Annotated in this window: 18 protein-coding genes; 4 read left to right on the top strand and 14 right to left on the bottom strand. The window is 37.7% G+C overall.

Going from position 1 to position 20,730, the window contains the following annotated elements; genetic code table 11:
- Positions 1-309: 309 nt before the first annotated feature.
- Genes SJY23_RS09050 through SJY23_RS09035 form a run of 4 tightly spaced genes read right to left on the bottom strand, consistent with a single transcriptional unit; the run spans position 310 to position 5,699 of the window.
- The gene (locus tag SJY23_RS09050) at positions 310-2,187 is read right to left on the bottom strand and encodes a CocE/NonD family hydrolase (RefSeq protein ID WP_396596077.1); all 1,878 of its coding nucleotides are present in this window, start codon (positions 2,185-2,187) and stop codon (positions 310-312) included.
- Positions 2,188-4,203, bottom strand: coding sequence for a cytochrome c biogenesis protein CcdA (locus tag SJY23_RS09045; RefSeq protein ID WP_396596076.1), 2,016 nt, complete (start codon positions 4,201-4,203; stop codon positions 2,188-2,190). It abuts the gene before it with no gap.
- Entirely contained in the window at positions 4,200-5,507 is a 1,308-nt protein-coding gene (tilS, locus tag SJY23_RS09040) for a tRNA lysidine(34) synthetase TilS (protein WP_396596075.1), read from the bottom strand. Before tilS ends, SJY23_RS09045 begins: the two co-directional genes overlap by 4 nt.
- Positions 5,508-5,516: 9 nt before the next feature.
- A complete protein-coding gene (locus tag SJY23_RS09035; protein ID WP_035334232.1) occupies positions 5,517-5,699 on the bottom strand; it encodes a CAL67264 family membrane protein in 183 nt (60 codons plus the stop codon).
- A 161-nt stretch (positions 5,700-5,860) separates the two neighbouring features.
- On the opposite strand from SJY23_RS09035, the gene SJY23_RS09030 reads away from it, so the two are divergent.
- Positions 5,861-7,489 carry an acyl-CoA carboxylase subunit beta gene (locus tag SJY23_RS09030; RefSeq protein ID WP_021778490.1) on the top strand — a complete coding sequence of 543 codons (1,629 nt, stop codon included), beginning with the start codon at positions 5,861-5,863 and terminating at the stop codon, positions 7,487-7,489.
- Here SJY23_RS09030 and SJY23_RS09025 read toward each other — a convergent pair.
- Positions 7,464-9,074: a hypothetical protein gene (locus tag SJY23_RS09025; protein ID WP_396596074.1), complete on the bottom strand. Its 1,611-nt coding sequence runs from the start codon at positions 9,072-9,074 to the stop codon at positions 7,464-7,466. The genes SJY23_RS09030 and SJY23_RS09025 overlap by 26 nt on opposite strands.
- 18 nt (positions 9,075-9,092) lie before the next feature.
- A complete protein-coding gene (locus SJY23_RS09020; protein ID WP_396596073.1) occupies positions 9,093-10,481 on the bottom strand; it encodes an alanine/glycine:cation symporter family protein in 1,389 nt (462 codons plus the stop codon).
- Positions 10,482-10,587: 106 nt separating this feature from the next.
- Between SJY23_RS09020 and SJY23_RS09015 the strand changes: the two genes are divergently transcribed.
- Positions 10,588-11,667 (top strand): DNA topoisomerase IB, encoded by a 1,080-nt coding sequence (locus SJY23_RS09015; protein WP_298347910.1) that lies wholly within the window; start codon positions 10,588-10,590, stop codon positions 11,665-11,667.
- 84 nt (positions 11,668-11,751) lie between these two features.
- On the opposite strand, the gene SJY23_RS09010 is transcribed toward SJY23_RS09015, so the two are convergent.
- Both SJY23_RS09010 and SJY23_RS09005 read right to left on the bottom strand, forming a co-directional pair.
- Positions 11,752-12,702, bottom strand: coding sequence for a phosphoribosylaminoimidazolesuccinocarboxamide synthase (locus SJY23_RS09010; RefSeq protein WP_299150747.1), 951 nt, complete (start codon positions 12,700-12,702; stop codon positions 11,752-11,754).
- 115 nt (positions 12,703-12,817) lie between these two features.
- Complete coding sequence (locus SJY23_RS09005) at positions 12,818-13,774, bottom strand: PhoH family protein (protein WP_035325186.1); 957 nt, start codon at positions 13,772-13,774, stop codon at positions 12,818-12,820.
- Between the two features lie 184 nt (positions 13,775-13,958).
- Here SJY23_RS09005 and SJY23_RS09000 point away from each other — a divergent pair, with 184 nt between their 5' ends.
- On the top strand, positions 13,959-14,795 hold the full coding sequence (locus SJY23_RS09000; RefSeq protein ID WP_035334237.1) for an S-adenosyl-l-methionine hydroxide adenosyltransferase family protein: 837 nt from the start codon (positions 13,959-13,961) through the stop codon (positions 14,793-14,795).
- Positions 14,792-15,088: a putative quinol monooxygenase gene (locus SJY23_RS08995; protein WP_396596072.1), complete on the top strand. Its 297-nt coding sequence runs from the start codon at positions 14,792-14,794 to the stop codon at positions 15,086-15,088. Before SJY23_RS09000 ends, SJY23_RS08995 begins: the two co-directional genes overlap by 4 nt.
- Here SJY23_RS08995 and SJY23_RS08990 read toward each other — a convergent pair.
- The 6 genes from SJY23_RS08990 to SJY23_RS08965 form a co-directional block, all read right to left on the bottom strand.
- Positions 15,085-16,101 carry an AraC family transcriptional regulator gene (locus tag SJY23_RS08990; RefSeq protein ID WP_035334239.1) on the bottom strand — a complete coding sequence of 339 codons (1,017 nt, stop codon included), beginning with the start codon at positions 16,099-16,101 and terminating at the stop codon, positions 15,085-15,087. The genes SJY23_RS08995 and SJY23_RS08990 overlap by 4 nt on opposite strands.
- A gap of 104 nt (positions 16,102-16,205) precedes the next feature.
- Positions 16,206-16,781, bottom strand: a complete 576-nt coding sequence (locus tag SJY23_RS08985; protein WP_035334240.1) for a biliverdin-producing heme oxygenase — start codon at positions 16,779-16,781, stop codon at positions 16,206-16,208.
- Positions 16,782-16,889: 108 nt separating this feature from the next.
- On the bottom strand, positions 16,890-17,210 hold the full coding sequence (locus SJY23_RS08980) for a DUF3467 domain-containing protein (protein ID WP_035334241.1): 321 nt from the start codon (positions 17,208-17,210) through the stop codon (positions 16,890-16,892).
- A 351-nt stretch (positions 17,211-17,561) separates the two neighbouring features.
- Positions 17,562-18,107, bottom strand: a complete 546-nt coding sequence (locus SJY23_RS08975) for a response regulator (protein WP_396596071.1) — start codon at positions 18,105-18,107, stop codon at positions 17,562-17,564.
- A gap of 2 nt (positions 18,108-18,109) precedes the next feature.
- Positions 18,110-18,517, bottom strand: a complete 408-nt coding sequence (locus SJY23_RS08970) for a response regulator (RefSeq protein ID WP_396596070.1) — start codon at positions 18,515-18,517, stop codon at positions 18,110-18,112.
- On the bottom strand, positions 18,517-20,724 hold the full coding sequence (locus SJY23_RS08965) for an ATP-binding protein (protein WP_396596069.1): 2,208 nt from the start codon (positions 20,722-20,724) through the stop codon (positions 18,517-18,519). Before SJY23_RS08965 ends, SJY23_RS08970 begins: the two co-directional genes overlap by 1 nt.
- Positions 20,725-20,730 lie beyond the last annotated feature (6 nt).

Genomic DNA, 20,730 nt, shown 5'->3' with positions numbered 1-20,730 from the left:
AATATCATAATAGAATAGACATTATTTAGGGGTGAAAGGCATCTCTGCACTCGCAGAGGTGCTTTTCTTTTTAAATCATTAAAAATTAACTTTTTACCATAAAAAGTTGTCGCTAACTAGAAAATGTACTTTATATTTGGCGCACCTAAGAGATTAGGGGACTGTGAGCTATTTATTTAGCTATCATGAATTTAGGGGTGAAAGGCATCCCTGCTTTGCAGGGGTGTTTTTCTTTTTACAACTATACTTATACAAAAAAGCCTGAGAAATGAATTTCTCAGGCTTTTTTGATTATTGTGATTAGTACTCTTACTTGGTAAGAATATTAAATTCAATTTTTGAAGAGTGGAATACACTATGTGTTTGTTTAGTGAAATCTTCTTCTTTTGCTTCAAAAATATTATCCACATACGTTTGCGGATTTAAATCTATAAGAGGAAACCAAGTGCTTTGTATTTGTACTTGCAATTTGTGTCCCTTTTTAAATGTATGAAGCACGTCTTGTAGCTTAACAAAAACCTCATCTTTCTCTCCTGCAACAAATGGCTGAGGGCGTTCAAAACTCTTTCTAAAACGACCGCGCATTACCTCACTGCGTACCATCTGGTGGTAACCAGCCATCTCTACACCTTCTTCTGTTTCTTGAGTGTTAGGGACATCATCTGGATATACATCTATGATTTTTACAATCCAATCTGCAGATGTTCCGGTGGTTGCTACATTAAGCTTTGCCATTATATCACCTACAAGAGTAAGATCATCTTCTAGCACAGGCGTTTCATAAACAAGTACATCCTCACGAGCCGCAGCAAATCTCTGATCGTCAGACATATATTTACGTGGTGTAAATACCATCTTTTTACCCTCTGCATATGGTACAGGGTTTGCTGGATCACTTACAAACTTTTCTGCATCATATTTTGTAGAAGGACTTCCCGTAAGAGCATTATCTTTCCCTAAAAAGAAAGAAGCTTTCATTGATTTTTTAGGTGGCCATTGCTCAAAGGAGTTCCACTCTTTACTTCCTGAGTCAAAAACGTGTGCTTCTGGTAATCCTGTTGCTCCACCTTTATCACCTCCTTTTAAGAAGTGATTAAAGAATTTTGTCTCAATATCTCTTTGAAAATAGTCTGAAATATTATCGCCAAAATAAACATTACCTACAGCCTGCCTCTTTTTGTTACGTGCCCAGTCTCCGTGACTCCAAGGTCCAAAAACAACCGTATTGTAATTATTACTGCGTTTCTCAATGTTTTTGTACGTCTCCCAAGGTCCGTATAAATCTTCGGCATCATAAAGTCCTCCCACAACCATTACGGCTGGCTCTATATTTTCTAGGTGCTGTATAAGCCCTCTAGATTGCCAGAACTCATCATAGTTAGGGTGTTCTTTTAATTGCGTCCAGAACTCATTAGTCTCATCATAATATTTATCCAAGTTTGATAAAGGACCTGTTTTCAAGAAAAAGTCAAACTGGTCATCACTATCTAAATCTGGAAAATCATACCAAGACTCTGTAGTAGGCCCCTCTTTTTGATAACCAAAAACCGCCGTAGCTCTCCAGTAACTTAACAAGTAAGCTCCGTTATGGTGAAAGTCATCAAAAAAGAAATCACCTATACACGCTTGTGGTGACGCTGCTTTAAGCGCAGGGTGTCCACTCAAGAGTGAGTATGTTGCATAAAAACCTGGGTAAGAAATTCCCCAAGTACCTACATTACCATTATTATTTTCTACATTATTAACAAGCCATTCTATAGTATCATAAGTATCACTTGCCTCATCTACCTGAGTACCTGTTTTATTAGGTATAAATGCGCGCATATTATCATACTTACCCTCACTCATCCAGCGACCACGTACATCTTGATATACAATAATATTACCCTCTTGCATTAAATAAGCATTAGGTGCTATCGCTATGCGCATCTTTCCTTCTCCATAAGGTTTAGAGCTATATGGCGTGCGCTGCATTAAAATAGGATACGTTTTTGAGGTATCCTTTGGCGAGTAAATAGTAGTATGAAGATGCACGCCATCTCTCATTTTGATGCGTACTTCTTGTTTATTATAATGCTCAGAAACTTGATAAGTAGTGTCTAAAATAGTTTCTCGTGATTGTGCAGATGACGCTTTTGCGAAAGCAAAAAAGCATACTACACAAAGTAGTTTGAAGATGTTATTCATTTATTGATTGTTAAAAGTTATGATGGCTTTTTCTAGCCACTTTTCATATTTTTTTGCATTAGGTGTGTACCCAACAGGTTTATTTAGGAGTGTTTCGTCGTGATCTAGCATTACGTAATAAGGCGCCGCAACAATGTTATAACGCTCTATCTGGAAGTTGCTCCACTTATTACCTACCGTTTTAATACGACGGCCAGAAGCACTTACGCCTTGCTCCTCTTTTGGTAACTCCTCTTGTGAGTCTCCATAGAGAGAGATAAGCACAACATCGTTCTTTAGCAGGTTAAGCACCTCAGGCTTAGACCACACAAGCTCCTCCATACGACGACAATTTACACACGCCTTACCTGTAAAGTCAAGTAAAACAGGTTTATTTTCTTGACGCGCATAGGCCATACCTGCTTCATAATCTACAAAAGATAAAAGACCGTGAGGACCTATCTCTGCATTATCTGGAAACTCCTCAGACGAGTTAGACAGTGTGTTTTGTCCTCCTATACCGTAAGGTGACTCGCTATAATTCATAGGTGGCGGGAAGCCGCTTATAAGTTTAAGTGGCGCACCCCAGACACCTGGTATGAGATAAAGAATAAATGCCGTCGTGAGTATACCTAGTAGCAAGCGACCTACCGAGATATGTTTTACTTCTGTATCGTGTGCTAGTTTAATTTTTCCAAATAAGTACAAGGCAAGGCCTATCATTATCGCAATTAAGAGTACTAAAAATACTTCTCTAGGCAAGTAATTACCATCTACTACAAGATCTGCATTTGATAAGAATTTGAGTGCTAGCCCTAGTTCTAAAAATCCTAGAACTACCTTTACTGTATTGAGCCATCCGCCAGATTTTGGCAAACTATTTAACCACCCTGGAAACATTGCAAATAGTGCAAATGGCAAGGCAATCGCACTAGAGAAACCTAACATACTTATGATAGGTGTGATACCACCCTCTGTTATAGACTGCACTAAAGCGACACCTACTATAGGTCCCGTACAGCTAAAAGAAACAATAGCAAGTGCAAGTGCCATAAAAAAGATACCTAGGTAACCACCTCTATCTGCTTTACGATCTATCTTATTTGCCCATTTTTGAGGAAGCATAATCTCAAATGCTCCAAAAAATGAAATAGCAAATACTACTAGTAATACAAAGAATACTAAATTAAAAGTGACACTTGTAGATACCTCAACAATTGCAGTCGCGCCAAAAATTGCCGTGACCGTAAGACCTATTACCACATATATAATAATGATAGAGATACCGTAAATAATCGCGTTACGTATACCAGCGGCTCTAGACTTACTTTGTTTTGTAAAGTAACTCACCGTCATAGGGATCATAGGGAATACACAAGGTGTAAATAATGCTGCAAGACCTCCTAAAAATGATAAGAAAAAGACTGTCCACAACCCTTTGTTGCTTGTGCTTTCATCTTCTTCATAATCATCATCGCTATCGCCTTTATCCTTTTGTGCTGGAGTAGCACCATATTTTTCAAACTCATTATAATCTGTAAAGACCTTTGCCTTTCCAGTTTTTAAGTTGTGAGCAATGTAAAAGTCTTGAGGAATACACACCTCTTTACAGACCTGATAGTTTATGACCGACTTGACAATGGTTATACTCTTATCTGTAAGTGTAATAGGCATTGAGAGCACAGGGTTCTGCCCTACATACTTTATGACATCTTCTTCAAAAATCTCATCAAAGGCAGTCTTTGTCTCACTCTCTTGTGCAAACTTCTCGCGAGTAACTCCTACATCCTTTTGTAAAAACTCAAAATTAAACGGAATACCAGCTGGCGATTTTTGAGCATAAATATACCATCCCTCTTCTATGGTGGCCTCGTAGTTTAAAATATATTCTGTATCAGATTTTTTCTCTACGCTACCTGCCCACTGTACTGGATCTACAGTAACTTCAGAAATCCCAAAACTAAAATCTTGTGCACTTACAGCAGTCGCCATAAGTACTATAAGCGAACTTAATATTATGAATGCTTTACGCGTCATATAGTTGTAAATTTTATCATTTTTTGTGTGTCATCAGCCACCTTAAAACGGTCATCTGCTCTGTGATCTATTACCCACACAATATCTTTACCATTACAAAGCAGCCACACGTGCTCCTTTGCTATCAAAGATACCTTTTCATCTTTTAAATACTTACTCAACTTCTTTTTTCCTCTCATCCCAAAAGGATAGAAAAAATCACCTTCTTCCCACTTCCTTATCGTGAGCGGAAATGTCAACTTTGTCGCATCTACCACTATCTCCTTTCTTGAGGTGCTCTCAAATGTATCACTTGTCTCAAGCCTTAATGTACCAAAGTCACCTTCTATCTTACTCACACCAGATTCCCAGGTATAAGTTGTAGGTTGTGCAACGGCATTTTCTGTAAGTAATAGCACGTCTCTATCTTTTACTAAACGATGCGTTTCAGAAAATATTTGCTTACCAGATTGTGCATCAAGCAACTCATAAACATCGCTCCACGCTGTAAAATCATAAGGCTGTAGTAACTGGTATAAAACCGCCTGTGGCTCCTCGTGTTTCTTGAGCGCTTGTACGTTTATTACTTGTAGTCCATCTTGTGTTGTCACATACGCCTTCCTTAAAGACGCTGTGTAGATTGCTAGTAACTTATCTGTTTGACGTAAATGTTGCTGCGTGGTCTGTAAACCCTGCAAAGTAGCTGGTTGCGCTGCCACCATACTCGGTATAGCGTGATGCCTCAAGTGGTTGCGCACGTAGTTATCTGTTGCATTACTGCTATCCTCACGCCACGCTAGTTTTTCTTGTAATGCATATTCTTTTATACGCTTTCGCGAAAAAGGCAACAGTGGTCTCACAACCCGTCCGTTTATTTCTGGGATGCCAGTAAGACCTTTAACGCCCGTACCGCGACCTAAGTTTATGAGAAAAGTTTCTAACTCATCATTGAGATGATGGGCAGTTAAGATATAGCCCAAACCTTCGGTAGCCGAAAGTTCTTTAAACCACTGATAACGCAGCTCTCTTGCGGCGATCTGGGTTGATGTTTTTTTAATTTTCGCGTAAGCGGAAGTATCAAAACTCTTTATGTAAATAGGAATGTTATGGAGCTTGCAATAGCTTTCCACAAAAGCTTGATCACCATCACTCTCTACTCCTCTTAAATTAAAATTACAGTGTGCTACACGTATCGTAAGGCCTGCCTGACGACACAACAACAATAAGAGCATACTATCAAGCCCACCACTTACTGTGACGAGTATCTTACTATCAAGAAGAAATGGTAAATCTTTTGCGATATGGTGCTTAAAATCCTCAAGCATCCTCACACATTATACACGACCCTTAAGGGCATTAAATACCCAAGCAATGGCAAAGAATCCAACACCTACAGAGGCAAAGCCCCATCCGGCAACATCGGTATATTTAAAAACGCCTAGAGCAATAAGTCCTAAACCTACTAAAATCATTATAAAAGTGGCCCACGCCAAAACGGTATTTTTATTCATACCCATAGTTTTATTTTTAGGGAAAATCTTATGTAATAAGACAAGCTACAAATATCGGTTATTTATTGGAATTTGGGTAGTCGGTAATTTTTACAATTCTCATTTCAAGCTTGTGCTACAATACTTACCTTTATAGACAGAAAAACATTCAAGCACACACACATTTTATGGATTTAAAATTCAATAAAAACGAAGATCATAATAAGCTACTCTTATCAGAGATGAGAAACCGCCTTGCCGAAGTAAAACTAGGTGGTGGGCAAAAACGTATAGATAAACATAAAGCTAAGGGTAAAATGACTGCCCGAGAGCGCATAGATTACCTAGTAGACAACCCAAAAAAGTGTATTGAGATTGCCGCTTTTGCAGGAGAAGGGATGTATGAAGAACACGGCGGATGCCCTTCTGGTGGTGTGGTTGTAAAAATAGGATACGTATCTGGCAAGCAATGTCTCATCGTTGCAAATGATGCTACTGTTAAGGCCGGAGCCTGGTTCCCTATCACAGGAAAGAAAAACCTAAGAGCGCAAGAAATCGCTATGGAAAATAAACTACCTATCATCTACCTAGTAGATAGCGCAGGTGTTTATCTCCCTATGCAAGATGAGATTTTTCCAGATAAGGAGCACTTTGGACGCATCTTCCGTAACAATGCGGTGATGAGTAGTATGGGTATTACACAGATTTCTGCAGTAATGGGAAGTTGTGTTGCTGGTGGTGCATACTTACCTATTATGAGTGATGAAGCGCTTATAGTAGATAAAACGGGAAGTATTTTCCTTGCGGGAAGCTACCTCGTAAAAGCAGCAATAGGTGAATCTATAGATAATGAGACACTAGGAGGAGCCACTACACACTGTGAGATTTCTGGTGTGACAGATTATAAATCTAAAGATGACAAGGACGCTCTTAATACCATTAAAAAGTTAATGGGAAAAATAGGCGATTATACAAAAGCAGGTTACAACCGTATTGAACCTGCTAAGCCTGCAAAAGATCCAGAAGAACTTTTTGGCATCCTTCCTGCCTCTCGTGCAGATCAATATGATATGCGAGACATTATAGACAGACTGGTAGATAACTCTGAGTTTGACGAATACAAGGAAGGTTACGGGCAATCTATACTTACAGGTTATGCTCGCATTAATGGATGGGCAGTAGGTATTGTTGCAAACCAGCGCAAGCTTGTAAAAACTAAAAAAGGCGAAATGCAGTTTGGCGGAGTGATTTACTCCGACAGTGCAGATAAGGCGACGCGCTTTATTGCCAACTGTAACCAGAAAAAAATACCGCTTGTATTCTTACAAGATGTAACTGGCTTTATGGTGGGTAGTAAAAGTGAGCACGGAGGTATTATAAAAGACGGAGCAAAAATGGTAAACGCTGTTTCAAACTCGGTGGTGCCTAAGTTTACTATTGTTATAGGAAACTCTTACGGAGCAGGAAACTATGCAATGTGTGGTAAAGCTTACGACCCAAGACTCATAGTAGCTTGGCCTAGTGCAGAGCTTGCCGTGATGTCTGGTAATAGTGCTGCAAAAGTATTACTACAGATAGAAACTGCCTCGCTCAAAAAGCAAGGGAAAGAAATTACACCAGAGGTAGAAAAAGAACTTTTTGACCGTATTAAGTCACGTTATGATGATCAAGTATCACCATACTACGCAGCGTCAAGAATCTGGACAGATGGTATTATAGACCCACGAGATACGCGTAAGTGGATCTCAATGGGTATCGAAGCCGCAGACCACGCTCCTATCGAGAAGCCCTTTAATCTTGGGGTGATTCAAGTGTAGATTTTTGATTATTTATTTTAGTTAAGACCTTTTTTAATAGAATACTATCATTAGTTGAAGGCAGATTATTGTATAAAACTAGTCCCTCGTTATCAATTATCATATAACGAGGGATTTTTGCATATTTGGGTGGTAAAGTCATTTTGAAAAATGTAGTAATCATACTTTTATGAGGTGGAGCTACGGACCTGAATTGTTCTCTTGGATTCAAATACGCCTGAAATGATCTTACATCTTTTTCCCATCTATCCTCATCGTGATCTAAGGATATAGAAATTCTATCAAGTTTATCAATATCCTCATTTACTGAGAGCTTTTCAAATCCTTCTAAACACGGAACACACTGTTCTCCTGTATAGGATCTCCCCCAAATATTGATAAAATTTGATTTATTTTCTTTATCGAGAATCTCTCCAAACGTAAGAGTGTCACCCTCTAAGGATATCAATTTTTCAGAAAGCACACTTTCAGGTAATTTAATTAATCGATATGCTAAATCTGCTTTAAGCTCACTAACTACAGCTTTATAATCTTCTCTAGCGTCAGTCTTTTCAATTTGTTGAATTTCTCTCAAAAGTATTTCTTGAGATATTTTATCGTTGCCAAAACCTTTGTTATAGTAGTCAGATAAAATCTTAACTCTTGCAAAATTTGCTATTTCCCCTGTGAAATTTTCATTTACAAATTTTAATTCTGCATCTAGATTTTCTTCATTATAATCCAGATACTCGTGATTTACAAAATACTGTCTTATATAAGAGATTAAGCTCCTTTTAAAATAGTCATTATTAACAAAGTCTGGCCTTTTAAAGTCTTCCACACTAATGTCCCCATAATAACTACTAAGGTCGACTACACCGTCACTGCGAAACGCTGGTGTCTTCTTTAATGTTTCTGTCAGTCCATTGACACTATTATAATTCGGTTTTCCTGGTTTACTTTTTTCTCTTGGATTTGATAAGTTGTAGAGATATTCAGATTTTAATTCATTAGAAACATAATTTACAAATTCTCTCGAAACATTATGTTCTACCTGATATTCTTCAAAAATCTTTTTACTGTTCACATATACTTGATCTACCTGATTTTTATAAAGTTCTAAGTCTCCATTGTAGCTGAGCTTACTATAATTATTTCTCTGTGGATCTGCTTTTAAATAAAAATTATAATGAGCCGCGTTCTTTCCCAAAAACTCAAATTTTCCGTTGTTTACTTCTAAATGAATACTGTCGCCAGGAGTTACAAAAACAAGTGTATTATAAAAATCATCTTCACCCCACATCATAAGTTCCATAATTTGGGGTTTTTTAATCTTATATAATTTAGGGAGTGAATCTTTGTGCACTAAATGAATAACATTCTTCTTTGGTCTGGCATTATCTAAAGTCGAATAGTCTATTAGATCGAAATTTTCAAATCCATTATTTTCATCGGTTTTACCAGACAAGTACATCGGTAGAACTTCATTCTCAATTTCTGGTTCTTTTTGGTTGTCTATTGCAGGAATTTTTGAAGTTTTAGTATCATTTGCACAACTAACTAAAAGAAACAGATTTATAATTATTAAAGTGAAATTTAGTTTCATTATTTTAAGTTTTTTTAATTAACCCAACTCCTTAAAGTACCTCCTCGCTTCCTTCATCACTCTTGGTGCGAGGTACAAGGTTGCAATCATCGTTGGTATTGCCATTATGGCAAAAAATCCGTCTATCAAATTAATCATCATACTAAGTGATGTGGTTGCTCCTATCAAGATACTTGCGATGTAAGCGATGTTATAATACTTCTTGTTTTGTGCTCCAAAAAGGAAGCTTAAGCACTTAGTCCCATAGTAACTATATGAGAAAAGCGATGAGATACTAAACACGGCGATGCACAATAGTAATATGTATTTCCCTGCGGGTGATAACGCTTTCGCGAAAGCGGAAGCCGTAAGCGTAACTCCATTTGCATCTGTAGTTTGCCACACGTCTGTTACCAAAATTGCAAGCGCAGTAAGTGTACACACCACAATAGTATCTATTGCAGGGCCCAGCATTGCCACCAGTCCTTCACGTATGGGTTGTGCAGTTTTTGCAGCGCCGTGCGCCATAGGTGCCGTACCTACACCAGCCTCGTTTGAAAAAGCACCACGTTTTATACCTAATAAAATCAATCCACCTACCACGCCACCCAGCAGTTTATCTCCCGTATAAAAATCGGCAGAGAAGGCATCTGTAAATATGAGACCCAGATATTTAGGAACTACATCTATGTTTACAAAGAGTATAGCCATTACTGCTACAAAGTAAATAAAGACCATCGCCGGCACCAGTCTTGATGCAGTTTTAGAAATACGATCGAGTCCGCCTAGTATGACAACTGATGTGATAGCAACAAGCACAAGCCCGATAATCAAGTTAGAGGTAAAACCCACCTCAACACCCTGAGGTACGAGCAATATATCATTTACCGCCTGCGTGAGTTGGTTTACATTAAAAACCGGCAATGCTCCCACGAGTCCCGCAATACTAAAGATTACGGCAAGCGGTTTCCAAGCTTTACCCATTCCTTCTGTGATAAAATACATAGGTCCTCCCTGTGTTTTGCCCTCACTATCTTTACCTCTATACATTATGGCAAGTGAGCCTGTAAAAAACTTTGTTGCCATACCCACAATGGCGCTCATCCACATCCAGAAAACAGCACCTGGACCTCCTATAGCAATTGCTACTGCCACACCTGCGATGTTACCCATACCTACGGTTGCACTAAGCGCTGTAGTGAGCGCCTGAAAGTGTGTGATCTCTCCTTCATCATTTTCTCCATCATACTTCCCTCGCAAGACTGCAACAGCGTGACCTAGATATCTAAATGGCAAAAATCTCGAATAGATGAGCAAAAAAAGACCGCCACCTATAAGTAAGCACACGAGCGGGATTCCCCACATAGCGCTAGAAAAATCTGCTATAAGTTCATTAGCCTGATCGTAAAATGATGGTTGTGCTTGCATACAAGATCTATTTATATGGTGAAGTAACAAAAATTAAGAGCAGTTTACCAAAACGTTCACATATATTTTTGAACAGGCATTTGTTTTCGTCATTAAATTTACTGTTATGACACTCACCGCCAGCCAAATCGAGAATATACTCAGAAACCCAGAGGAAACTGCAGCCGCAGCAAATCTCATTTACGTCTCTGATGCAGACCTCAACATAAGAAGGAAAAAGAAGAAGAAAAACTTTCACTATTACTTTAATGATAAGCCTCTTAAGGACAAAAAAGAATTAGAGCGCATCAATAATCTTGTGATACCGCCTAACTGGGAGAAAGTGCGCATTGCATATCCTCCTAACGGACATTTACAAGTGGTAGGCCGCGATGCTAAAAACAGAAAAGTATACCGCTATCACGACCTATGGTCAAAAATTAGAAACCAAACTAAGTTTTATAAACTAGCCAATTTTGGAAACGCACTGCCTAGCATACGCGAGCGCATAGATGAGGATCTTGACGCTCCAGAGATGTCAAAACGCAAGGTGCTTGCACTTGTCCTCAGGCTTATGGAAGAAACCCACATACGTATAGGTAACGACTACTACGCAAAGCGCAATAAAACCTACGGCCTCTCTACTTTACGCACCAGACACGTAACAACTACCAAGGAAAAAATCCGCTTTGAGTTTGTGGGTAAAAAAGGCAAAAAGCACAACATCACCCTACGAAATAAGAAACTGGCAAAACTTGTAAACCGTTGTGAGGAAATACCTGGCTGGGAGTTATTTCAATTTTATGATGCAAATGGCGAAAAGCACCGCGTAGATAGCACGATGGTAAACGATTACATACACGAGCTAAGTGGCGACTTATTTTCGGCGAAAGATTTTAGAACTTGGGGAGCTACAAAAACTTTTTTTGAAACCGTGCACGACCTAGGCTACACAGAAGACGAAAAAGAAAACAAAGCAAACATACTCACCGCCTTTGATGCCGCTGCAGAGGCTCTAGGCAATACACGCAATGTGTGTCGCAAGTACTATGTGCATCCTCAAATAGTAGATGCCTATGAGTCTGGATCTATCGTCGCTGAGTTTAAAAAGGTAGATGCTCATCAAGGAGCAAGGCCATTCTTTACAGAAACTGAGGAGGTATTACTGCAAATGATTTCAAAGTTTGAATTAGATTTTAGCAAGTGATATAAGTACGCTTTCGCGAAAGCGTAACACAAAAAAAGCCCCTTCGTAACGAAAGGGCTTATTAATTTTTAAGATGCTATGCTGTTATTTTGCAAGGTATGTGAGCACGTTTTTCTCGATACGCTCTTGAATGTTTGAAGTATCCGCTTTCGCGAAAGCGTCACCCGTAATATTCTCGTACAATTCAATATATCTTTCTGATACAGTCTCTATGTACTCATCTGTCATCTCAGGCACCGTTTGCCCCTCTAGACCTTGAAAGTCATTTGAGATAAGCCACTGTCTCACAAACTCTTTAGATAGTTGTTTTTGAGCTTCGCCAGCTGCTTGACGCTCCTCATAACCTTCGGCATAGAAGTAACGAGAAGAGTCTGGAGTATGTATCTCATCTATGAGAACAATCTCACCATCTGCTGTTTTTCCAAATTCATACTTAGTATCTACCAATATAAGTCCTCTAGATGCTGCTATCTCACTTCCTCTTTGAAAAAGCTTGCGTGTGTAATCTTCAAGCACCAAGTAATCCTCTTCTGAAACGATGTTCTTTTTAATAATATCCTCTCTTGAGATATCCTCATCGTGGTCACCCATCTCTGCCTTAGTAGCTGGCGTGATGATAGGTTCTGGAAAGGCATCATTTTCTTTCATTCCTTCTGGCATTGCAACACCACAAAGTATTCTCCTACCTGCTTTATACTCTCTAGCCGCGTGCCCAGACATATAGCCACGTATTACCATCTCCACTTTAAAAGGCTCACATCGCTTCCCTATTGCCACATTAGGATCTGGAGTAGCCACGAGCCAGTTAGGCACTAGGTCCTCTGTATCCTTCATCATTTTAGTAGCAATCTGATTTAAGATTTGTCCTTTGAAAGGAATTCCCTTAGGCATTACAACATCAAAGGCGCTTAGCCTATCTGTTGCAACCATAAGTAATAAATCATCTTCGAGTGTGTAGACTTCTCTCACTTTACCCTTATAGATAGATTTCTGACCAGGGAAGTTAAAATTAGTGTCTGTAATAGTGTTCACTATAGGTTGGTTTGAACGGTTGTATTAATCCTTTTGAGGTATTAAAACAACACGATTAGTTATTCTTCAAAAGTAAAATTCTGAATGATATATTACGAATTAAAAGTATAGAAATATGTTAGTCGTTTCTATTTTCTATCTCGCGATAAGCCGCAATCATTTTCTTTACTAGAGGATGGCGCACCACATCTTTATCATCAAGATAAATCATCCCTACTCCTTTTACGGTTTTGAGGATAAGTAACGCTTCCTTAAGACCACTGGTGACACGTCTAGGTAAATCTATCTGCCCTGGATCTCCAGTAATCATAAACTTTGCATTACGCCCCATACGAGTAAGGAACATCTTCATCTGGGCGTGTGTTGTGTTTTGAGCTTCATCAAGTATCACAAAAGCATTATCAAGTGTACGACCACGCATAAAAGCCATAGGTGCAATTTGTATCACTCCTTTCTCAATAAAGGTCTCTAGCTTTTCACTAGGTATCATATCCCTAAGGGCATCATAAAGTGGCTGCATATAAGGGTCGAGCTTCTCCTTCATATCACCAGGTAGAAAACCTAAATTTTCTCCAGCCTCTACAGCAGGTCTCGTGAGTATAATACGTTTTACTCGCTTCTCTTTAAGCGCTTTTACGGCTAGTGCAACGCCTACATATGTTTTACCGGTACCAGCAGGACCTATCGCAAAGGTTAGGTCGTTCTTTTTTGAAAGCTCTACCAGCTTACGCTGGTTTGCCGTTTGTGGTTTTATGAGTTTACCACTCACCCCGTGTACAAGTACATCACCACTCTCTACAGGCGTCTCATAATCTTCTTTACTCACGCTTGTGAGTACACGCTCTATTGAGTTTTCATCTATCTTATTGTACTTCCCAAAGTGATCCATAAGCATCGTCATACGCCTATCAAACTCTTCTAGAAGATCTTCATCTCCGTAAGCTTTGATTTTATTACCTCTAGCTACTATCTTGAGTTTAGGAAAATACTGCTTGAGGAGTTCTATATTAGCATTGCGCTGTCCAAAAAATTCGCGCGGATTGATTTCTGAGAGTTCTAAGATTAATTCGTTCAAAAGGCAGAAGGATTTAGTGAGTTACGTCCGTAAAATATTTTAGCTTTGTTTACTACTAAAATACGTCTTTTTTAACCATGAATTACTAGGTATATACCTCTCTAAGTTAAGAAATAATGAACATTTTTAGTTTATAACTATTGTAGATTTATATGCTTTTTGGCAAGCATACACTTATAACTCAATGAAAATAATCACTCTTACTACAGATTTTGGAGAGAAAGATCCTTTTGCAGGTGCTGTTAAGGGAGCCATTTATTCAGAGTTAGAAGAAGTGCGCATTGTAGACATCTCACATTCTGTATCTCCTTTCCACCTAATGGAAGCCGCTTATATTATTCAAAATGCGTATCAAAATTTTCCAAAAGGAACTATACACGTTATAGGAGTAGACAGCGAGCTAACCCCAGAGACAAACCATATTGCCGTCAAGCTAGATGGACATTATTTTATATGTGCAAATAATGGCATTATCTCCCTTCTAACTAAGGACATTGTACCTGAAGAAAAAGTAGAAATAAACATTCACGATCGCACACAAACTAACTTTACAGTTCTAGATGTATTTGTAAAAACGGCATGCCATATCGCACGTGGCGGCACCCTAGGCGTGATAGGAAAAAATATAGACACTATACGACAGCTTACTGGAATCTCACCAGTAATAAATAACTCACGAAATCAAATTTCTGGTAATGTAATTTACATAGACAACTATGGAAATGTGATCAGTAATATCACAAAAAAACTATTTGAAGAAGTAGGCAAAGGACGTGATTATAGACTTCAAGCAAGAGGTGCCGATATCTCGAAAATACATAATCAGTATAGTGATGCAATAAACTTCAGTATTGATAAATTAAAACGTGAAGAAGAAGGTAAAAAACTAGCTGTATTCAATTCTGGTGGATATGTAGAACTTGCTATTTATAAAAGCAATCCTAGTACGGTAGGAAGTGCTGCTAGCCTCTTTGGCCTCAACTATAGAGATACTGTAATGATTAATTTTATAGACAAATGATTGTAAGACTGGTAAAATTACGCTTTCGCGAAAGCGAGATACCCTCGTTTTTAAACAATTTTGACAAAGTAAAAGAAAAAATTAGAGCGTCTAACGGGTGTATGTACCTAGAGCTACTACGTGGGGAAGATGACCCTTGTATTTTCTTTACTCACAGTCACTGGACTTCAGACGAAGCATTACAGAATTATCGAAACTCAGAACTTTTTAAAGGAATCTGGGCAGAAACTAAAACAAAATTTAGTGCAAAGCCTGAGGCTTGGACAACATCATCATTAGAAAAACTACTTTAGATTTCTGGATTTCGTCGCAGAGAAGAAGGGCTAATACCATATTTCTCTTTAAATATTTTTGAAAAGTAGCTCCTACTGGATAGTCCAAGTGCATATACTACCTCAGACACGTTTTTATCTTCTGAGGTGAGCATTGTTAAGGCACGTTTTAATCGATACTCTTTTATATAGTCATTTACGGTCATCCCGTAATTACGTTTAAACCCATCTTGTAACCTGTAAGTTTCGATACCGACCACTTCGGCAATTTCTGGGATAGTGACAAGTTCAGATATGTGGTTTTCGATATACTGAACAGCAGCTGCAATGTTGTCTAAATCTGCCAATCGGAGTGTAGGATGCTTTTTCCCTTCGAGGGAATCTTCTTTAAATAACTTAAGCATCAATGATGTACATTCTAATGCCTTTGCACCAAGATAATTTGTTCTCACCAAGCCTTCATCATCATTTGTCAATATATCGTCAATAATATCTGAAATCTGTAAACTGTAGTATCCTTTATAACACACTTGAGTAAGCGCATTAACATCTGCAAATAGCGGATAATACACTTCATCCACCTTAGACAAATCGTAAGAAAGCTGCTCTTGAAACTTTGCCTTGTTGATTTCCAAATAACAAATAATCGCCGGCTTTTCTTTTTTAATTATATAGACCTGATCTTCGTTATATCTAGGTGCTGCAATAAGATGCTCTGCTCTTCTAATGGCCATTTCTTCAGAATCTCTAGAAAATTTATGACCTACCTCACCTTTCATGCAATAGATGAAACGAAGGGAATTCATTCCATTATTCTCAAAATAAAGCTCTGTATCATCTACCATGTCACCATTAATGATATGAAGGCCGATACCATTAGGAAAATTGATGCCTTTTATGAAACCTTTACCTAAGTGTGTAGGGATTTGCATCGCAAATTCTCCAAAGTTGTTTGTGTAATTGACCCCGAAAGCATCTGCGATTTCTGGCACAAAGTCATCTACCTGCTCTATTTTAAGTTTGTATGATTTCATATTTCCTTATGTGAATCATGAAGGTCTGAAATATATTGCTATAAAAAATAAAGCGTACTGTATTTAACCCAGCTTTAACCAGAAAGCATAATTATATGTGAACGCTAGATGAGCTCTTTCTTATAGGCTTTTTTAAAGAGTTTAAAGGTAGCTTTTGCACTTTTTACTGCGGTTTTGATTTCTTCATAGCTAAAGTTTAAAGAATCAACAGCTTCTTTAAATTCATTCCATCTAGATAAACCTTCATTTACATTTCCATTAAAAAAATGGTGATTCTCTACATGAGAAAGATTACTGCAAGATTCAAGCTTTTTACTCATCATCATACCACCTATCATAGATCCTTCTATAACGTATAGCTTACCTACTAAGGTTGCCTCATCCCTAGCTCCAGTTATGCGCATAGGCTCAGGCAAGGGCAAGCTTGAGAAAGAAGTTATGTCTTTTGCAAGGGCATTTGTCTTTTGATAACCTGCAAACGATTTCAATCCAAGTGGTAACATTTCGTAGCGACCATTTATAAAATCTTCGACAGCTTTATATACTTTGAAGTTTTGACGTAATAATGTTTCATATTGATTTTGATCAATTGAACCATCCATGATAAAATTAGTTAAGTTATTTTTTTCTATTTCATCATGAATTGATGCTGTTCCATTCTTAAGTGCTTCTAAAATCATAGGGATGTTTTTATAAGTAAACTATACATATGTTAAATTTAATCTTGCTTATCAACTAGTTAATAGAGAATCAACTAGCTCATCATAAACTATACCAATTAAATACAATTAAGCTTGACCCGTAGGTCCAAAATTTAGGGGAACAGGTTGTTTCTCATAATCCTTTATAACACCATGTGCATTTTCAAAACGTTTAACGTTTTCTGCGAGTGCTTTTGCAAGCCTTTTAGCATGTTGAGGTGTTAATATGATGCGGCTTTTCACCTTACTTTTAGGCGTGCCAGGCATAATATTTACAAAGTCTACTACAAATTCTGAAACAGAATGATTTATTATCGCCAGGTTTGAGTACGTGCCTTGAGCAATAGCCTCATCTAGTTCTATATTTATTTGTTTTTGGTTGTTTTGTGTCTTTTTATCTTCAGCCATGTGGGCGTTTATTGTAATGAGAGTAGAACTCTCAATTCGATTGATTTAGTTTTTAAGTTTCCTTTCTAAGGAAGTCTGGAAAGGTAAGAATTGCCTTGCATTTGCGAAAGCGGAAATCCTCATTACAGTGTTAGATATTCGTTAATTAAAACTTAATATTTCTATAAAAAATTGAATTCCAAGGATTAAAAAACCCGTTCAGTACAACTGAACGGGTGTTAAACAAAATTACATATGTTGTTTAGACAATCATTTTGTAATTCATACTATGTAATGATTTAAATTTTTCTCTTGTTTTAATTCATATTTTTTGAGCACATTATTATTTTTAAGCAAGGTATGCTCTTCATTTTATAATGAATTTTTGATTTTATCAAGATGCTCTCTTATTTTGGCTATCCGATCTTGGTGGGAGATATTTTCTCTATTAATATCTTCCATATACTCCTTTATATCATTTACGAGATCTGTGCTTTGCTTAATACGATTTCTCGTGTTTTGTACAATAACAGGTCTGTTTTTGATTTTATCAATATGTGGTGCAAGTTTTGAAGCAAGCACACTAATATGTCTCTTTAAAATAAAGCCATCTGCACCGTTTAAAATAGTTTCTGCTGCTAGTTCCTCATCTTGAAGTGTGCCTGTAACAAATAAAAAAGTGGCAGTAGGAGTCTTACTTCTAGCCACCTCTAGTACCTCCATACCTGAACAAGTAGGCAAATTATAATCTGAGATTATTAGTTGTGGGTTAAAAGTCTTGATAGCCACTTCTAAGTCTGCAAGATTATCAACAACTTGCACTTTATACGTCTTATCTAACTTGTGAATTTGTCTTGTAATAAGAGCAGCATCTGAGTCTGTATCTTCTACAAGTAGTATATGTACTTCTGTTGACATAGTTATTTATTTAACGTTAACCAATATTTGGCTATAACAGGAATTTGCTCCTTTAATTCGGCATAGTTCTTAGGCTTCTCTAGATAACTATTAGCTCCATAAATATAAGCCTTATCCTTATCAGTTTTTTGATCTGAGGAACTCATCATAACAATAGGTGCATATTTAAAGACCTCTATTTTTCTTATTTCTTTCAATAAGTCTAAACCACTTAGTTTAGGCATTTTTATGTCTAATAATATGAGATTCGGTGTAACCCCAACATCATCATATGCTTTAAACCAAGCTAAAGCCTTCAATGAATCATCAATAAAACAAACATCAACCAAGGGCATTTCTTTTTCAAAAATACGACCCATTAATGCACGGTCTGTAGCATTATCCTCTACAGAAATCACTAATCCTTTCATTATCTAGCGGGTAATTGAAAATAAAATGCAGCACCGTTATCTACCTGACCCTCTGCCCAAATACGACCTTGATGCTTCTCTAATACTCGTTGAGAGATAGCAAGACCTATACCCGAACCTTCAAACTCGTCCTTTACAAGTCTATTAAACACTCCAAAAATTTTCTCATTATACTTATTATCAAAACCTATCCCATTATCCTTCACGTAATAAACTACAGGAGAGAGACTGTTATCACAACCTATTTCTATAATAGGTTTTTCTATAGTGTGAGAATACTTAAGAGCATTGCCTACAAGATTATTGAGCAATTGAAAAATCATAGCTCGATCTCCGTAAGCATCAGGTAATTTTGGGTCAATGATAAATTGAGCACTTTTATACTTTAGATCAACTTGTAAAAATGTAATTACTTCTTCTACGACCTCTTTCATAGAAAAAACTCCCATGGATATCTGATTTTTTCCTATCCCAGAAAAAGCCAAAATATCATCTATAAGCATGTTCATTTTACTTGTAGAGTCTATTATAGTTTGGATAGCTTTTTTACCATACTCATCAAGTGTTTCAAAGTAATCCTCTTTAATTATTTGTGCAAACCCATCTATACCACGTAAAGGAGATCTTAAATCATGAGAAACGCTATAACTAAAAGATTCTAACTCCTTGTAAGCTTCTTTAAGTTTATCGTTAAGAAGTTTCACCTCTTGATATCTACTTATGATTATGTTAGAAATACTTGTTTTAAGCGCTTGCGCAGAAGCGATCTCATAGTCTTTCCAAGGTAGGGAGGTATTTACCTGTTCCTGATTCCATTTTTCAAAAGATTTCCTTGGACTTAGCCTTTTCCCCTTTTCTTCTACTGCCTTTTCTGGATTTCCTCCCCAAGATATAAGTTGTTTGAGTTCTGGTTTAAACCACAGCAAGCAGTCCTTTTCTCCCTTTGCTATAAAGACACAAAGTAATCCCGAGCCTATTTTGACGAAAGCCGACCCCTTTTCATACTCTTCTGCAATATTTTGAGTGGTATATATATCACCCATCTGGGTGTCATATATCCAGTCTATAAGCGCTATAATTTCTTGTTTACTGGGAGTTTCTCCTACAGTTGACACATTATTTTCTAAAAATACGGCTCCACCTGATGCTTCGGTTATTGTGAGCATTGAGGTAGGCTTCTGGGTTAAGCCATTTGCCACATCCCATCCATCACTCATTTGCTCTACGAGCGTAGCTCTTATTGCAGTAGTAGCGTTAATACGAGTAAGCACCTCATTTGAAGCCCTTAATGTGAGCTGCGTAGAAAATACTTGAGTTAAAAACTTAACTGTTTGTCTTTTATAATAGTTTACAAACTTTGGACTATAATGATGACATGCTATCAAACCCCATAATTCTCCATCACTCACTATTGCCGCAGTGAGAGTCGCCCCTACCTTCATATTCTGTAAATACTCTATGTGTATGGGAGACGAAGCCCGAGACTCGCAAAGACCTAAATCTAATGGCTCGTCTTGCAAAGTGAGCTTTGCATAAACGGGAACCGTTTGTGATGCAACATCTGCTATGATACGTACACCTTGTTTTAAAAAAAGTTTACGCGCTTGCTGTGGTATATCTGTCGCAGGATAATGCATACCTATCCAGCTATCAAGTTGTTCTTCACGAGCCTCAGATACAATCTTACCGTTCCAATTTTCATCAAATTTATAGATCATTACACGATCATAACCTGCAAACTGCTTGATAAGCTGAGCCGTTTTATCACACATAGCCGAGACAGATACAGCTTCACTTAAGTCTGAAATAATCTCCGATAACTGGCGCTGCATGAATTGAGCATTTTCTTGCTGCTCTATAGGCTCTAATTCTACATATACTAGTTGATTGTTGTGGTGAGTGACTACCACATAACGATTATCGTTAATAGTAACTTCAAGCGAGTTATTATCTCCGCTCTTGATATATGTTTCTATAAGCGTCCCATTTTCTCCTAGCACATCCTTAAGACGCTTAGAAAAAAAGTCTTCACGCTTTCGCGAAAGCGTAGAAATCACATTTTCAGATATATGTGATATCTCAAAAGATGGATTATCTATCACAAAAAGCATCGCATGAGACTGTATGCGCCCTATGAGATGTATTGGTTCCTTATCACAATTAGTTAGATCTATCTTTTTTGGGTATAAAGCAGATGGACTCCCCATGGTTTA

Origin of the sequence: Dokdonia sp. R86516 (genome assembly GCF_044596715.1) — a bacterium.
Classification (GTDB): Bacteria; Bacteroidota; Bacteroidia; order Flavobacteriales; family Flavobacteriaceae; genus Dokdonia.
This window is presented reverse-complemented; position numbering and strand designations above follow the sequence as displayed.

Bases quoted from the DNA above. Each gene is read 5' to 3' on its own strand.
- SJY23_RS08980 (WP_035334241.1), bottom strand. From the start codon at position 17,210: ATGGCTGAAGATAAAAAGACACAAAACAACCAAAAACAAATAAATATA.
- SJY23_RS09015 (WP_298347910.1), top strand. From the start codon at position 10,588: ATGACACTCACCGCCAGCCAAATCGAGAATATACTCAGAAACCCAGAG.
- SJY23_RS08990 (WP_035334239.1), bottom strand. From the start codon at position 16,101: ATGAAATCATACAAACTTAAAATAGAGCAGGTAGATGACTTTGTGCCA.
- SJY23_RS08975 (WP_396596071.1), bottom strand. From the start codon at position 18,107: ATGTCAACAGAAGTACATATACTACTTGTAGAAGATACAGACTCAGAT.
- SJY23_RS09000 (WP_035334237.1), top strand. From the start codon at position 13,959: ATGAAAATAATCACTCTTACTACAGATTTTGGAGAGAAAGATCCTTTT.
- SJY23_RS08995 (WP_396596072.1), top strand. From the start codon at position 14,792: ATGATTGTAAGACTGGTAAAATTACGCTTTCGCGAAAGCGAGATACCC.
- SJY23_RS08965 (WP_396596069.1), bottom strand. From the start codon at position 20,724: ATGGGGAGTCCATCTGCTTTATACCCAAAAAAGATAGATCTAACTAAT.
- SJY23_RS09045 (WP_396596076.1), bottom strand. From the start codon at position 4,203: ATGACGCGTAAAGCATTCATAATATTAAGTTCGCTTATAGTACTTATG.
- SJY23_RS08985 (WP_035334240.1), bottom strand. From the start codon at position 16,781: ATGATTTTAGAAGCACTTAAGAATGGAACAGCATCAATTCATGATGAA.
- SJY23_RS09025 (WP_396596074.1), bottom strand. From the start codon at position 9,074: ATGAAACTAAATTTCACTTTAATAATTATAAATCTGTTTCTTTTAGTT.
- SJY23_RS09020 (WP_396596073.1), bottom strand. From the start codon at position 10,481: ATGCAAGCACAACCATCATTTTACGATCAGGCTAATGAACTTATAGCA.
- SJY23_RS08970 (WP_396596070.1), bottom strand. From the start codon at position 18,517: ATGAAAGGATTAGTGATTTCTGTAGAGGATAATGCTACAGACCGTGCA.
- SJY23_RS09035 (WP_035334232.1), bottom strand. From the start codon at position 5,699: ATGGGTATGAATAAAAATACCGTTTTGGCGTGGGCCACTTTTATAATG.
- SJY23_RS09030 (WP_021778490.1), top strand. From the start codon at position 5,861: ATGGATTTAAAATTCAATAAAAACGAAGATCATAATAAGCTACTCTTA.
- tilS (WP_396596075.1), bottom strand. From the start codon at position 5,507: ATGCTTGAGGATTTTAAGCACCATATCGCAAAAGATTTACCATTTCTT.
- SJY23_RS09050 (WP_396596077.1), bottom strand. From the start codon at position 2,187: ATGAATAACATCTTCAAACTACTTTGTGTAGTATGCTTTTTTGCTTTC.